Source organism: Marinomonas ostreistagni (assembly GCF_016461785.1).
GTDB lineage: Bacteria > Pseudomonadota > Gammaproteobacteria > Pseudomonadales > Marinomonadaceae > Marinomonas > Marinomonas ostreistagni_A.
This window is the reverse complement of record NZ_JAEMUH010000003.1, coordinates 90718-106279: the sequence shown is the minus strand read 5'-3', so window position 1 is coordinate 106279 and position 15562 is coordinate 90718. Positions and strand designations below refer to the sequence as shown.

Below are 15562 nucleotides of genomic sequence, written 5' to 3'. Positions count from 1 at the left end.
TGTATTATTTAATAACCCAAAGTTCGAGAGAGATGCCTGGGAACTGACTACCAACATGCAAAGCAAGCCCCTTAGAATCCGTAATGTCTTGCCACCACTTGCCTTGGGTTTTCAACTCAAAGTAAACAGCACCAGAATAGAATGGAAGTTGACGTGGTACTGCTGCCATGGGCGCAATTTGAACACCAGGAAGCTGTTTATTCACCAAGTCAGTAATACTCTCAATAGAGCCAATTTTGGCTTGCAGCGGTAGCAATCGACGCAACTCTTCATTCGGCATGTCCGCCCTCGCGCACAATACAAAACTTGCTTGACGATCCAGCTCTGGGATATAGCCAATACGAATACCAAAGCCCTTAATTTCAAGCTCAATTTGCATCGCACTTTGATCCAACAAAATGCTCAAACGCTGCTGTAGTAATGGCTCAAACTTCTCAAATGTGGCTTGTAAATCGCTGTGTTCGTATACCGGAGCGTCTTCTAGACGTTTGTCTACATGGGTATAGGTCGCAAGCTCAGACGCCATTTGAATAAGCGTTTCATACACTCGTTCAGGATGAACCATGTTTGCTCGAAGAAAGTGATCTAGCATGGGTTGATAACGATTCAGCATTTGTAGCAATAAGAAATCAGAAATTTCGACACCATTGCCTTCACCAAGCGATTTTAGCCGTTCAGACAATAACAGCGCACGTTTCAAGGCAAGCCCCTGAATGTCTCGAACAATGCTCGTTAACGAACTACAGGAGTGAATGCATAAAGCGGCTGGAATAAATCGCTCATCCAATTCAATCGCTTTATTCTTAATGGATTTAACGCGAGCAATCGCAATGGTCGAAAACTGCTTTGGGCCATGCTGTTCAGTAATCACTCGGATTTTTTTACTGGCAAGCTCAATATTTGCGTGGCTATTCGATTGCGTCACAATATCTGGAACATCCATGTCGGCCAGACGAAATCGAGCATTGCTGTCCTCAGCTTGCTGACGATCAATATCATTTGCCCCCGCTCGCCAAATAGGGACTGCTAAATACACTAAACAGCCTTCATCACTCTCTTGCAGAGCCAGCGGCATCGGAACATCGTCTTCGGAAGGCACATCGATAATCGTACCGTCTGGCATGATTGCTCGACACTTCGTCAAAATAACGTGCCCAAGTCTTAGTGCTGCCTCGTCAAACGCCAGTTCTGAAATGCCCCATGCATAGCTATTTAACTGATGAGTCAGTGCCGTTAGACTCCATTCCATATGGCGGTCTTGTTGCTGGAAATGTTGCGGGCGTATAAATGCCCCTTCCAACCATGCCACTTTTCTATGCCAACTCATGAACTATTACTCTTCTTCATCCATTAATGAAACTTCGTTTTTTGATGCTTCCGCTTGCAAAGTCATACGCTTGTGTGAGCCAATCAAACGCCTTAAAAAGCCACGTTCATCTCTTACTTGGATCACATCATGCCAAACCGCATGATCTAAATCGCGATACCCTGCAATCACTCCAATAAACTTCGTTTCTATATCTAGGTCCGTTACTACCTGAGCCGTTTCGCCAGGTTTAATAATAAAAATTCGTGTATCTAATAAGCTCGATGGAAGAGGGTCATCCTGATAAAGGTCGAAAAAATCTGCCCGTTCAAACTCGGTGGTTGAGCTCAGCTGATAAACTCGAATCTCAATCGGTGAAGGCTGCCCATTAATATCTGGGTTCAATGATTCCGTTGCAGACATATCAAATTGCAACTTGATCCCCTCTTCCTCTGCATCAGAAAAAGGGTTGATCGAACAACCTAAAAGCAAGCTACAGCCAATCAGAATGCCACCAAGCAAGATCGGTTTCATCGAATTTTCCTTAGCTGGTTTTCATAGGCCTTGCCGAATTCATTGGAAAATAAGTCTTGGAATTCGTCTTCCATCATGGCGCATATATCATGGTAATAATCTTGATACTCTCGCCACAGGTCGGTCTTGTTGCGGCTCAGAAGCCCTTTATTATAACGAGGTCGTGACTCAAATTTTTGCGTCAACATACTCGGCTCAAAACGCTGTAAAAGATGCATAAATGCCGCCTGTATGCCGGACATCATTGCAAGCTGGTGAGCTTGAATATCTTTGAAACCTTCTTGTATTGAGCTTTCAGCAGGTAAATACGCTGAAGAGTCTCCCATCAACATTATTTTCAATGCTTCATCGCCAGAAGGAGACAGTTTAAGCGGGTTATTATCCACCGGACGTATCATCGTTTGTTGAAGACGAAACTCGCTTTTCACCATACTTCGGGTGGCTAACGTATCAATCGTACCTTGCGCAAATTGACGTAGCATGCGTCCCATTAATTTCGCTATATCGGCTTTATCTTTGCCATGAAACAAATGCTCAGGCAAGCCTGCTTCTTTCATCATGACACTAAATAGATCGGACTGCTCCACAGCGTTTCTAGGGGTTTCGTTCAGTAATGTTGATTGGTCTGGCGCATCGGAGCGTTGAGTCACTTGCTCCTCTAAACGACTGACCATCGAGCGCTCTTGAATATCAAACATTGGCGCAGATTCTTGACTAGGATTTTTAGGCGTTTCTTGAACGTTCAAGTCTTCTGATACGCTTTCGCTATGCGCGTTCTCAGAAAGCGCGACAGCGGATGTTTCCAGCAATTCTTCTAGTTTATGATCAGTGTGAGATGGAGTGTCTTTGACTTCATTCGTTGACGATGAAGCAGGTAATGGTTTGTCTTGTTCCTGTGCTAAATCCAACCAGTTGTCAGGAATTGCCTGTTTTGATTGATCGACTTGGACTGATGACAAGGAGTCTGATTGAAGATCTTTTCCATTAGCATGATCTTCCGAAATCACCTTCGGCGGGACATAAAACTCTTTCTCTGGTGATACTGGTCGCAACAATTCACTAATTGTTGGCTCGGATGATGTCGCCTTCTCCCCCTCTTTTAACAGGTTTTCTAAGGTCGTATCCGATGCCGTCAATTCAGCAGCCGTTGGTGTCGACTTAGGGGTTTCTAACGTCTCATTCACCGTTGCTGAAGCGCTTTTAGTTGCAGAGACAACATCTTCAGTTAGAGCAGCAATATCATTGATAGATTGCGCAGAATCTAATTCATCATGGGTCGGTGTTGTATTATTTGAAAAGTCACCAAGGTCTTTTAAAGCTGCTTTAATAAGATATTCGCCAATAACGATAGAATCACCGTGTTTTAATATTTGGCTACGGCCACGGCCTAATGGATCCGGTAGACCATTTAAATAAACACCATTGGTACTAATATCTGTTAAGTGGAATTCGTTATGTTTACGATGGATAACACAATGTTTATTAGAAATATGAAGCTTTGGGTCAGGGAGAACCCAAGAGTTGTCATTCCCTCGACCGATAGAGTACACATCTGCGTCTACAATTACTTCTGAGCGGTTGCCGAGTAACTCTTGCCCTTGATGAACGATAAGCTTCAAATCCATGAAAAATTAACCTTTACTAAAACACTGTTTTCCCTGATGAGATAAGCGAATAGTCAATCAGCCTGAGGTGAGAATTAAACACTCATTGGCTTACATCTATTCGGGCGTATTTTTACCATCTGGATCATTATTTAGGCTAACTTATTCCCCATTCATTCAACTTTTTAAATTAATCTTTACAGTTTACATGCGTTTGCCTACAAAAAACTTTCAATTGGAAATAACTAAAAATGCCAACCGGAAGCCTCTCAGAAACAATAAACAAAGATGTTAGCAAGGTAACTAAGGAAGGGTTTTAGCGTTTAAATTGACGATTTCTAAAATGTCTCGAAATGTATATATGGAATGAGCATTCGATAGCTGTTGGTAAATATCTTGCTTATGGCATGAATCAAATGATTCATAACGTTCGACAACAGGTAATATTTGATAAGTCGTTACTGAGGCTGAGCTAATGGATTGGTAAAAAGAAAAGTCAGAGTATGGCAATAAGGGATCGCAAAGGGAGATGGTATCTACTGAATTAGCCTTAATTTTGGACACTTCACGTTCTACGTGATGGTGATATTTTTTTATCAAATTGTTTGAGGAACGGTACTGCTGAGCGAATCGAAATAACAAGAGTTTATTCCTTATTCTCTCAGCGGAAGTATCTGTGTAGGTAGTGTCCCCTTGCCAACCAATAATACGGCCTACTTCTTTACCGTAGGATGACGCAATACCGCTGTCCCAAGCGCTTGCAGCGTACTTCAGCATGGCTTTACGCATACCAAAATAAATCACCTCTGCGTCTTGTGTTTCAATATCCTTTACCCCTAGTAAAGTAGGGATATCTGCCTGCTTAATTTTAAGCCCTATCTCATGATCAACCGCCATTAGAAAATACGTTTTTGAGGCAAAAACTCGGTCATTATTGGAGGAGGCATTAAGGTTTTCAGCTAGAAGAGAGGGAGAAGCAGTGAAAGGTAGCAAGCAGGCCAGTGGCCAACACTTTGACTTTTTGAGCATATTGATCTCTTAATCCAGCAATTTATATCGAAACAAAAAACAATATATAAAGCTATCGAATCCACTACCCCCTTGCAATGGCAGAGGCATCATGCTTTTTGCAAAAAACATGAATTAATTTTACGTTTCCATACACTGTTTGACGCTTTTATTCCGTAGGATAATAAGGCGCAATACTAACCATTGGAGTGAATACATGTGTACAGAGCCCATGCCACAGGCTTTATCCCCTATCATTGCAGGCCCTTTATTACGCAAACTGGACTCTGACTCTTTGCACCTTTGGCTCGCCACCAGCTCTGATAGCACTGTGGACGTTTCAATCTTCAATGAAGAGACCGCCCTCTCTCAAAACACAGACATACAGACTATCCACTTGGGAAAGAAGCTGTACCTTAAACTTATTAGAGTCACGTTCGAACAGTCGCTACCTGCTGACACGCCTCTTTCCTATGAACTAAATATAGGCGGCGCGCCTATCTCCCAACTGCTTGAAGATAATTTAAGTTACACGAAAGACTCCACCAAGACCGAGTTCATTTGGCACCCCAAGGTTCACTCCGTTTTGCATGGATCATGTCGTAAAGCGCACTATGGCTATCATATCCAAGATAAAGATCGTAAAGCGGGTGATGGCCTGGTCGAAGCAGACCATCATCTTAGTAACACTAAAATCGAAGAATGGCCCTCTTTTATGGTGCTTTCAGGTGATCAGATTTACGCCGATGATGTGGCCGGTCCAATGTTATTCGCCATACGTCAAACTATCGCCTTACTAGGCATAGAGGAAGAAAGCCTCCCTGGTGCGGAGCAATCATTAGCCAAGCAGCCGTTTTTTTATTGCCGTGAATCGTTGTTACCACAAAGCGATCAAAGCGAAGAGGTTAAATCGCAATTTTTCAAAGGTAAGAAAAAGCCTGTTTTCACAACAGACACTGCGCATAATCACTTGATGAGCTTTGCTGAAGTGATCTGTATGTATCTATTAGTTTGGTCTCCGAAACTTTGGCGCCATATTACTCTTGAGCGTCCAAGCAGCATCAGTAAAGAAGAACACTGCCTCCGTTATGATAAAGAACGTAAAGCCATCGAAGAGTTTGTGGAAGGGCTTCCGCAAGTACAGCGTGTACTGGCACACATCCCCAGCGCGATGATGTTTGACGATCACGATGTAACAGACGATTGGAACCTAACTGCCGAGTGGGAACAAACCGCCTTTGGCCACCCTTTATCCAAACGTATCATCGGCAATGCTTTATTTGGTTACTTGCTCTGCCAAGGCTGGGGAAACAATCCGACGCAATACGACAAAGCTTTCATGGAACAAGCCGAAAAAGCTGCATTAACTCTAGAAGCGAACGTGCGCGACACCTTTATCGATGAATTACTTGCCTACGATCAATGGCATTATCATTGGGATACCCAACCCAAGCTTGTTGTTCTGGATACCCGCACACGCCGTTGGCGTTCAGAGAAAAGCTTTAGTAATCCATCAGGACTCATGGATTGGGAAGCGATCACAGATTTGCAACAAGACATCAAAAACCTAGATTCTGTGATCTTGGTGTCTCCTGCTCCTATGTTTGGTGTCAAGCTGATAGAAGCCATTCAGAAAGTCTTTACGTGGATCGGTAACCCCCTGATGGTGGATGCCGAAAACTGGATGGCACATCCAGGTTCCGCTTACGCATTAATGAACCTATTCACTCACTCCAAAACACCAACGAACTTCGTAATTTTATCAGGCGATGTGCATTATTCATTTGCCTACGACATCAAGTTAAGAGGCGACAAAAGCAGTCCGAATATTTGGCAAATCACCAGCAGTGGACTGCGTAACGAGTTTCCTCACGACCTACTCGAATGGTTTGACCGCCTCAACCGTTGGCTGTACGCGCCTTGGTCCCCTTTAAATCTATTTACAAAGCGACGTTCATTACGTATCTCACCACGTAAGCCCGACGGCGCAGATCACGGAGAGCGCCTACTGAACCATTCCGGTATTGGCTTGGTACATCTTGACAGTCAAGGACGTCCCACTGAGATCGCACAACTCTGTAAACAAGATGAGCGTGTTACGTTTATTAGCAATAAGCGCTCTTAGCTTAGTTGCAAGCATTCAGCATAAAAAAGGAGCCAAGTTTGGCTCCTTTCATTTTTACACTAAAATACTTATCAATCTTCAATCGGGCGCTTAGGGAATAAGCGACGAATCAAGACGAAGAACAACGGTACAAAGAAGATCGCTAATAACGTTGCCGTTAAGGTCCCCCCCACAATACCTGTACCGATTGAGATTCGGCTGTTTGCACCAGCACCAGAAGACAGTGCCAGTGGTAATGTACCGACGATGAACGCAAGCGATGTCATGATAATCGGACGCAGACGTAAACGTGCGCCTTCCGTTGCCGCATGCCATACATCCTCGCCACGACGGTAAGCCGCTTCAGCGAACTCAACGATCAAGATAGCATTCTTAGAGGACAGACCAATGATGGTTAATAAGGCTACCTGGAAGTACACGTCGTTTTGTAGATCGCGTAAGTAGATCGCCCCAGCCGCACCAATTACCCCAAGAGGGATGACCATGATTACCGAGAACGGTACTGTCCAACTTTCATACAAAGCAGCAAGACAAAGGAAAACCACTAAGATAGAAACAGCGTACAAGAAGTACGTTTGACCACCCGATTGCTGCTCTTGGTAGGACAAGCCACTCCAAGCGTAAGAAGCACCTTGCGGTAAGTCTTCAGCGATGCGAGCCATTTCTGCCATGGCATCACCAGAGCTTAAACCCGCCGCCGCAGAACCCTGAACTTCATAGGATGGCAAGCCATTAAAACGTGTCAAGGTTTTAGGGCCATACGTCCATTCGCTGTCAGCAAAGGCAGAGAATGGTGTCATCTCATCACCATCACCTCTTACATACCAGTGCTGAAGATCAGACGGTGCTCCTCGATATTCGGCATCACCTTGGACATAGACGCTCTTAACACGACCACGATCGACAAAATCATTTACATACTTACCCGCCCACGCGTAAGACAATGTGCTACTGATGTCAGTCATGGAGAGACCTAACGCAGAGGCTTTTTCTTGGTCGATATCAATGTGTAACTGGGCTGTTTCTCCTTGCCCTCCCATGCGAACACCACTCAAGATTTGGCTTGCTCGGGCATCATTTAACAGCTTATCGCGCATTTCAAGCAAGGTTTCACGACTGGTGTTACCTGCTGCTTGAAGCTCGAAGGTAAAGCCATTACTCTGGCCAAGACCACGAATTGAAGGCGGTAACAATGAGAAGATCTGTGCATCACGAATACCCGCTAAACCTGGGTAAGAACGGCCAACTATCGCGGCTGCAGAGCTCCCCGGTGTTGTTCGTTCATCCCAATGTTTTAATAGCACAAACGCCATACCAGCATTTTGCCCAGTTCCCATGAAGCTAAAGCCAGAAATAGTAAAGATAGAATCTACGTAGTCTTTTTCTTTTACCAAGAAGTGATCTTGAATTTTATCCATGACCTCTTCTGTACGAGCCATTGATGCGCCTTCAGGTAAAGAAACGATGACCATTACTGTTCCTTGGTCTTCAGTAGGTAAAAAGCCTGTAGGTGTGTTTACCATCAAGTAGCTCATACCCGCGATAATAACTAAGTAACCAGCCAACCAACGAACAGGTTGCTTGATCAGTTTAGCGACTCGCCCACTGTATCGACTCGTCCAGCGATCAAAGGTTCTGTTAAACCAACCACCAAGGCCTCTTTTTTCTTTGTGGTGGCTCGGCTTTAATAGCGTTGCACAAAGCGCCGGAGATAACGTTAACGCTACAATCACAGATAGGACCATAGACGATACAATGGTGATAGAGAATTGACGGTAAATGACACCGGTTGAACCGCTGAAAAATGCCATCGGTACGAAAACCGCAGACAAAACCACTGCAATACCGATCAAAGCACTGGTGATTTCTTTCATCGACTTTATGGTGGCTTCTCGTGCAGAGAGTTTATCTTCCTCCATCACTCGCTCTACGTTCTCCACCACGACAATAGCATCGTCCACAAGTAGACCAATTGAGAGTACTAGACCGAACATGGTTAAAGTGTTGATTGAGTAACCAAACGCCTGCAAAACCCCAAAGGTGCCTAACAATACGACAGGCACAGCAATCGCAGGAATCAAAGTCGCACGCCAACTTTGTAAGAAAACGAACATCACGATGACAACTAGGACAATCGCTTCAAACAGGGTTTTCACCACCTCTTCAATAGATATTTTAATAAACTCAGTAGAATCTAATGGGAGTCCTGTTTTATAACCCTCAGGTAAATTACGTTCTAGTTCAGCAATCGCGGCTTTTACTCTTTCTGACGTTTCTAAAGCATTGGCGCCAGGAGACAACATAACCGCCATACCCGTTGAAGGGTGACCATTCATTCGTGGCGTGAAATTATAGTTTTCACTGCCTAACTCTATTTTGGCGACATTTTTTAAACGTACCGTCGCCCCATTATCATCATAAGTAAGAATGATGTTCTCAAACTCTTCAGGCGTTTCTAGCTTTGATTGAGCGGTGACTGTGGCATTTAGCTCCTGACCGTTAGCAATAGGATAGCTCCCAAGACTACCGGCTGCGACTTGAACGTTCTGAGCCTCAATAGCATTCGCAATATCGGAAGGAATTAAGCTGTAAGTAGCAAGCTTAAGCGGGTCTAACCAAATGCGCATAGCATATGAAGAACCAAACACCCTCACGCTGCCCACACCTTCAAGACGAGAAATAGGGTCTTGCATGTTGGAAACAAGATAATCAGATAGATCGCTCGCGTTATCTTGGTCAGTCTCATCATACAATGCCATAATCAGTAGGAAGTCCGACTGTGACTTAGTAACTGTTACGCCTTGCTGTTGTACCGAAGAAGGTAGGTTGGATGTGATTTGCTGAACTTTATTTTGGACTTGAACTTGTGCGGTATCAGCATCCGTGCCTTGCTCAAACGTTACATCAATACTCGCTTGGCCAGCTGAACTACTGCTAGAAGAGAAGTACAGTAAGCCATCTAAACCAGTCAGCTGCTGTTCAATAATTTGCGTCACACTGTTTTCAACCGTTTCCGCCGAAGCGCCATTGTAAGTAGCAGAAATACGGATCGAAGGCGGTGCAACATTCGGGTATTGGGAAATAGGCAATTGCGTGATAGCGAGCACACCCGCCAACATAATGACAATCGATATTACCCAAGCAAAGACAGGGCGCCTAACAAAAAACTGCGCAATCATAAACGTGGCTCCTTTAATCTACTGGCCAGTGGTCGCAGCATTTGCTTCAACAATTCGACCGGTTTGTGGATCACGTTGTAGCTCCACTGCAGTTACTTCTGCACCAGGACGTATTTTCAAGCTACCTTGAACAACAACGCGATCGCCAGCTTTGATACCATCTGTCACGTACCATTGATTACCAATAGATCGCTCCGTCTCTAAGATACGCTGCTCGACTTTGTTGTCCGCAGTAACAATGTATGCAATGGCATTACCTTTTACATCACGAGAAACACCTTGTTGAGGCACTAAAATCGCTTCGCTGTCATTCAGGTCGTTAATTTGTCCGCGCACAAACATCCCTGGTAATAAAAGCCCATCTGGATTATCGAACTCTGCACGTAACGTCACACTTCCTGTCATTTCATCCACATTCACTTCACGTGTTTTGATGCGCCCCTTATATGGATATTCCGAGCCATCTTCTAGTGTCAAAGTAACACTTTGATCGCCTAGGTTAACGTGATCGAGTGAAAGTAGAGTTCGCTGACGCAATTGCTCGACACTGGTCTGAGCCAAGTCAACAAACATTGGGTCGGTCGCACGGATAATGGTCATAGCAGCAGATTGTCCTGCCGTCACTAAGGCACCAACCGTGACATCCGAGATACCTATTTTACCGTCGATTGGAGCGGTAATTTTGGTGTAAGCCAAATCAATTTTGGCACTATTCAAGGCTGCAACTGCTCGTTTCTCTGCTGCAACAGCAGATAGGTAAGCTACATTTGCATCATCTAGGTTTTGTTGTGAAACGTTATTACGCTCTTTCAACTGACGGTAACGCTCATAAGTTTGCTTAGTCGAAGTCAGGGTCGCACGCGCACTGTCCAGATCGGCTTGAGCCTGCTCCACAGCAGACTCATAAACAGAGTCGTCAAGTTGGTACAGCAGGTCTCCCGCTGAGACTGTTTGCCCTTCCTCAAATAAACGTTTTTCAACAATGCCACCTACCTGCGGGCGTATTTCTGCCTCCAGACTTGATTTCGTTCGTCCAGGCAATTCAGACCTTAACTCAACTTCTTGTTTTTGAATCGTAATCACACCAACCTGAGTTTTAGGTGCTTGTTGTGCAGGCGCACTTGCTGCGGCACTGGTTTCACTTTCTTGACATCCCGCCAAGATTGCCGAGGCCAGTACAACCCCTGTAATGAATATGTTCCTAGACAGCATAAACTGTGGTGACTCCAATTAATTATCATTTGAGAATGAGCGTTCATTCACACTATAATCCAGCTTGATTTCAGTTCCCATCTTTAAATCGTGTAAATATTTATGAAAAAAAACCCAGTCAATGAGCAAGAACGCCGCCTGCAAATAATGGATGCATTTATCGTGCACGTTGTGGAAAAAGGCTTTCATAAAGCAAGCATGGCTGATGTTGCAAAAACCGCTGAACTCAGTGTAGGGCAAATTTATCGTTATTTTGCTCACAAAGAGGACATCATCCGCGCCGTTGTGGAGCGCAAGACTGAAGAATATTTGCAAATGATGGAGCAATTTTTAGACAAGAAAGATTGGTTAACACGCATCTTTGAGCCTGAAAATGAAAGTGAGTTTCGGACACAAAGAATTCTAAATATGGAAATTAAAGCCGAAGCGAATAGATCCCCTATCCTCGCGAAAATCCAATTAGAAGCGGACCAACGTTTAACGGAACATGCCATTCATTTGGTTCGTCGTAAGTACGATCTTGATAACGAAGAGGATATCAAAGCGCGTATTCAATTCCTTGTTGCTCTGACTGATGGGCTACTTCACCGAAGAGATTTCTTTGCAGCCCCCTACAACGCCTCGTCGCATAGAGTGTTCAACCATATGCTGAACGAACTTTTCCCAGACTAACAACGTTTTTTTGATTTCAATAAAGACCTTATTGGAGTCCACTTACTGACCAGCATAGCAGAAAAGATAAGTCCACATCCTATTACCTGAAGGCCCGTCATGGTTTCACTAAACCACATTGCGGCTAATACAGCCGTCCAAACAGGCTCTAAGTTCATAATCACAGCGGCATGACTGGCAGGCGTCAAACTCTGACCATAAGTTTGTAGCAAGAAACGTAAACTGGTTGCAATTAAAGTACTGGCTAAGAACCACCCGACAATGGACAGTGGTACCGAATGTGGAATCTCCTCAACCGTTGGCGAAACAAACAACATGATAAGTCCAGCCGTAAACAACTGAATCGCGGTCAACACCAAAACATGAATTTTAGAAGACATACGAGTCAACATATTAAATTGCAATGCAAAGGTAATGGCCGCGATTAAAAAATACAGCTGGGCGGGCTCAAATGAAACACCATTACCTAATGCTAAACAAGCTAATCCTACTATTGCGATGGGTAATGCTACCCATAAAATTCTTGGTGGTTTTTCTTTAAATAGGAACTTCGCAAACACTGGCACCAAGATGACACCTAAACTGTTTATAAATGCTCCCACACCAATGTTGCTGACCTGATCCAATCCGACCACCCAGAACATCATTGCAACACTCATCACCATTCCAACGACGATCGCGCCTTTTAAATCTCCCCATTTGATGCCTTTAAAGTAGCGAGCCCCTACGAACATAAGAACAAGGCCAGCTATTAAGAAGCGAACACCGAGAAAGAAAATCGGAGGCAACCCTGCAAGTGTTTCTTTTGAAAAGATCCACCCTAGGGCAGCAATAAAAGTGACTAAAACTAAGATAAGTTCAGCCTTTAGTTTTGGCGCAGTGGAGCTCACGTTGCAGTCCTTATAGGGTAGGAGAAAAGGTCGGAGTAGATACAGCTAGACCTACTGAAAATATATAAAAGACTGTTTTGACAGATTGTCTAGGAGTCGAGTACGTTATTAAAGCTCTAGTGTTGTCACATCATGTCCATAGATTTTGTCTAACTTCGCATTGATCACACCATTTGCAAATTTAGACGCCATTCCCAGCGCTTCTAATTTCATTCGTCCTTGCCAGCCACCATGCATATGGTACAACGCAGCATTATCGCAGGACTGTTTTTGCACGGCCGTTGCTCGGGGTTTTCTAAATGCCTCATAACGAGAAAAAGCTTCTTTGAAATCATATTTAGCGAGTGTTTTGGCAAGCACAAAGGCATCTTCAATTGCCATGGCTGCACCTTGAGCCATAAAAGGCAACATAGGATGGCAAGCATCTCCGAGTAAAACGACTCGCTCATCATGCCATGTTGATAACGTTGGTCGACCATTTAATGCCCAAAGAAACGTGGACTCGCATCCGTCTAACACAGCAGTCACTTCTGGGTGCCATCCTGAAAACTTATCACGCAATATATCTACATCACCTTCTTCGCGCCAAGATTCATTTTGCCATTGTGCCTGTTCCTCAACAGCAATAAAGTTAACAAACGCGCCTCCACGCAGATAATACGTCACCACATGTCGATTCGGTCCAGCCCACACCGTTGCGTCAGGCTGCACTGTTGCACCCGCTATATTCGTTACTGGAACCGTACCACGCCATGCAACTTGCCCCGTGAAGATAGGCGCTTGCATCCCGAGCATAAGCTCTCGTATCTGCGAATGGATACCATCTGCGCCCACTAATAAACTGGCTTTCAATGTGTCCTTTTCAAGTAAAACTTTGACATGGTCTTTTTCATTCCGGTATCCCTGAACTCTCTGACCAAGCACAATCTCAACACCATGCTGACGACAAGCGGCCACTAACTCTTGATGTAAATCGGCTCGATGAACATGCCAATAAGGGGCGCCGTAACGTTTAACCACGTCACTTGCAAGCGGCATTTTTAAATAGTACCTGCCTGAACGAAAGTCCCGTATACAAGCATTTTGGGGAGTGAATATGTGCTTGGTTAACGCTTGATCAACCCCCAGATGTCGTAATACTTTCACGGCATTTGGACTCAATTGTAGACCAGCCCCAACTTCACTAAGCTCCGCGGCTTGTTCTAGGATTTTGACACACCACCCTTGCTTAGCAAGCCCTAAAGCGGCGGTTAACCCACCAATGCCTGCCCCCACAACGATGATTTGTTCAGCTTGGTCTACCTGCTCCACAATTGATTCCTTAGTATTTGGTCTAACCTTAAGAATCATAGCAAAAGTCTTTTCCCATCACCTGATGTAAGTCTTTTTTATCTATCTATTTCACATATTTATAACGTTTCTAAATTAGCTTTATTGGCGCAAAAATTGCTCTCGATTAGTAAAAGATAAGTTTTACTTGCCAACAGCTCTATTTTGGTTCATCAATGACCAATACAGCGCACGAGATTGAACTGTGATAGTGCAGTCCCTCAGACGTCCAAGGGGATAATTTGAAAATGGATACACTCACTAAGAACTATAATTCTGGAGATTTCTTTGACGAGCTAATTGATGCTCAAGGAAAACCCAGAACACCAGCGAAACAACTCCTCGATTACCTTGAAAGCCTACCGACTGAAGAACTTGAAAAGCGACGATTAACCGCCGAAGCAACGGTTCAGGAAATGGGGATTAGCTTTACCGTCTACACGGAAGAAGGCAACATTGATAGAGCCTGGCCGTTTGATATTGTTCCCCGCACTATTGATGCTAAGGACTGGAAAATCACTGCCGAAGGCCTCAAGCAACGACTCACCGCACTCAACCGCTTCATCGACGACCTCTACCACGAACAACGCTGTATCAAAGACGGCATTATTCCAGAACACATCATCAAAGATTCTAAAAACTTTCGTCCTGAGTGCGTCGGTGTTTCACCTAAGTATGGCGTTTGGGCACATATTTGTGGCACAGATCTAGTGCGCGATGAGCACGGAGACTTTTACGTCCTTGAGGACAATTTAAGAGTACCGTCTGGTGTCTCTTATATGCTTGAAAACCGCGCTATTACCAAGCGAGTTTTGCCTGAGTTATTTGAAAACGATGAGATTTTACCTGTCGGTTCGTACACCTCTGACTTGTTTGATACTCTTGCCGCGCTTTCTCCATGTGATATTGAATGCCCTGAAATCGTTGTCCTAACACCTGGCATTTACAACTCAGCGTATTTTGAACATGCGTTTCTCGCACAACAGATGGGGGTTGAGTTACTAGAAGGTGCGGATTTATTTGTGGATGAAGACGACTGCGTTTACATGAAGACCATTTACGGTCCTGAACGCGTCGATGTGATCTATCGCCGCATTGACGACTTATTCCTAGACCCAGAAGCGTTCCACCCAGACTCTGTACTAGGTGTTCCAGGATTAATGCGCGCTTGGAAAGCCGGCAACGTTGCATTGGCTAATGCGCCCGGTGCCGGTGTCGCGGACGACAAAGTAGTATACGCCTACGTACCTGACTTGATCCGTTATTACCTTGACGAAGAGCCTATTCTCAAAAACGTAAAAACCTACCTTTGCGACAATGAAGAAGATCGTGAATACGTGCTAGCGCATTTGGATGAGCTAGTGGTTAAACCTGCCAATGAATCAGGCGGCTATGGCATGCTTGTTGGTCCTCATTCAACCAAGAAAGAGCAACAGACCTTTGCCGAGCTGATCAAAGAAAATCCGCGCAACTATATCGCTCAGCCAACCCTGAAGCTTTCTACAGCGCCAACATTGATCGGTAAAGGCTCTCTAGAACCGCGTCACTTGGATTTACGTCCGTTTATCTTACAGAGTAATGAAACTTATGTGACCACAGGTGGCTTGACACGAGTAGCGATGAAAAAAGGCTCTCTCGTCGTCAATTCGTCACAAGGCGGTGGTAGTAAAGATACTTGGATTGTGGACACAAAAGGAGCTTAA

11 protein-coding genes are annotated in these 15562 nt (G+C 44.5%); 3 read left to right on the top strand and 8 right to left on the bottom strand.

From position 1 onward, the window contains the following. Positions 1-4: 4 nt before the first annotated feature. The 4 genes from tssK to JHD44_RS03630 all read right to left on the bottom strand — a co-directional run bounded on the left by tssK (position 5) and on the right by JHD44_RS03630 (position 4473). Positions 5-1327 (bottom strand): type VI secretion system baseplate subunit TssK, encoded by a 1323-nt coding sequence (gene tssK / locus JHD44_RS03645; RefSeq protein WP_199461201.1) that lies wholly within the window; start codon positions 1325-1327, stop codon positions 5-7. A gap of 6 nt (positions 1328-1333) precedes the next feature. Continuing rightward, positions 1334-1840: a type VI secretion system lipoprotein TssJ gene (gene tssJ, locus JHD44_RS03640; RefSeq protein WP_199461199.1), complete on the bottom strand. Its 507-nt coding sequence runs from the start codon at positions 1838-1840 to the stop codon at positions 1334-1336. Further along, complete coding sequence (gene tagH / locus JHD44_RS03635) at positions 1837-3465, bottom strand: type VI secretion system-associated FHA domain protein TagH (protein ID WP_199461197.1); 1629 nt, start codon at positions 3463-3465, stop codon at positions 1837-1839. The genes tssJ and tagH overlap by 4 nt, the downstream gene beginning before the upstream one ends. A gap of 282 nt (positions 3466-3747) precedes the next feature. Further along, a complete protein-coding gene (locus JHD44_RS03630; protein ID WP_199461196.1) occupies positions 3748-4473 on the bottom strand; it encodes a hypothetical protein in 726 nt (241 codons plus the stop codon). Positions 4474-4669: 196 nt separating this feature from the next. Here JHD44_RS03630 and JHD44_RS03625 point away from each other — a divergent pair, with 196 nt between their 5' ends. After that, positions 4670-6577, top strand: coding sequence for an alkaline phosphatase D family protein (locus tag JHD44_RS03625; protein ID WP_199461194.1), 1908 nt, complete (start codon positions 4670-4672; stop codon positions 6575-6577). 71 nt (positions 6578-6648) lie between these two features. On the opposite strand, the gene JHD44_RS03620 is transcribed toward JHD44_RS03625, so the two are convergent. Both JHD44_RS03620 and JHD44_RS03615 read right to left on the bottom strand, forming a co-directional pair. Continuing rightward, on the bottom strand, positions 6649-9756 hold the full coding sequence (locus JHD44_RS03620; protein WP_199461192.1) for an efflux RND transporter permease subunit: 3108 nt from the start codon (positions 9754-9756) through the stop codon (positions 6649-6651). Positions 9757-9774: 18 nt separating this feature from the next. Next, on the bottom strand, positions 9775-10968 hold the full coding sequence (locus JHD44_RS03615) for an efflux RND transporter periplasmic adaptor subunit (protein WP_199461190.1): 1194 nt from the start codon (positions 10966-10968) through the stop codon (positions 9775-9777). Between the two features lie 102 nt (positions 10969-11070). Between JHD44_RS03615 and JHD44_RS03610 the strand changes: the two genes are divergently transcribed. Continuing rightward, a complete protein-coding gene (locus JHD44_RS03610) occupies positions 11071-11640 on the top strand; it encodes a TetR/AcrR family transcriptional regulator (protein WP_199461188.1) in 570 nt (189 codons plus the stop codon). Here the strand turns inward: JHD44_RS03610 and JHD44_RS03605 are convergent. Next, positions 11637-12530 (bottom strand): DMT family transporter, encoded by an 894-nt coding sequence (locus JHD44_RS03605; RefSeq protein ID WP_199461186.1) that lies wholly within the window; start codon positions 12528-12530, stop codon positions 11637-11639. The two genes, JHD44_RS03610 and JHD44_RS03605, sit on opposite strands and share 4 nt — an antisense overlap. A gap of 108 nt (positions 12531-12638) precedes the next feature. After that, positions 12639-13841: an FAD-dependent monooxygenase gene (locus JHD44_RS03600; protein WP_325097041.1), complete on the bottom strand. Its 1203-nt coding sequence runs from the start codon at positions 13839-13841 to the stop codon at positions 12639-12641. Between the two features lie 266 nt (positions 13842-14107). On the opposite strand from JHD44_RS03600, the gene JHD44_RS03595 reads away from it, so the two are divergent. Next, positions 14108-15562, top strand: coding sequence for a circularly permuted type 2 ATP-grasp protein (locus tag JHD44_RS03595; protein ID WP_199461182.1), 1455 nt, complete (start codon positions 14108-14110; stop codon positions 15560-15562).